1 protein-coding gene is annotated in these 320 nt (G+C 62.5%); it reads right to left on the bottom strand.

What is annotated here, in order from left to right; all coding sequences use genetic code 11:
• A partial coding sequence (locus HWE01_RS22645) for an aromatic amino acid lyase (RefSeq protein ID WP_241822960.1) occupies window positions 1-320 on the bottom strand: 320 nt, incomplete at both ends.

The following is a 320-nucleotide window of genomic DNA, read 5'->3' as shown; positions in this document are numbered from 1 at the left end:
CGCATGCGTTGGCCGCGATACATCACTTCGGCCTCATCGAATCCGGCAATGGCCGCCGCCAGATAAGCCAGCGGCGCCAGATCTCCTGAGGCACCGACTGAACCCTTCTGCGGCATGATCGGATGAATACCGGCATTGAGGAAGGCCAGCAGGCGGTCCACCACTTCCACGCGCGGCGCGGAATAATTCGATGCGAAGGCATTGGCCCGCAGCAGCATGGTGGCGCGACTGACTTCTTCCGAGAACGGCTCGCCGATGCCTGCGCTGTGCGCGCGGATCAGTTGCGTCTGGAACAGCTCGATGTGCTCGACCTTGATGCG

It is taken from the genome of Herbaspirillum sp. C7C8 (assembly GCF_022627875.1).
In the GTDB taxonomy this organism is placed as follows: domain Bacteria; phylum Pseudomonadota; class Gammaproteobacteria; order Burkholderiales; family Burkholderiaceae_D; genus Herbaspirillum.
This window is presented reverse-complemented; position numbering and strand designations above follow the sequence as displayed.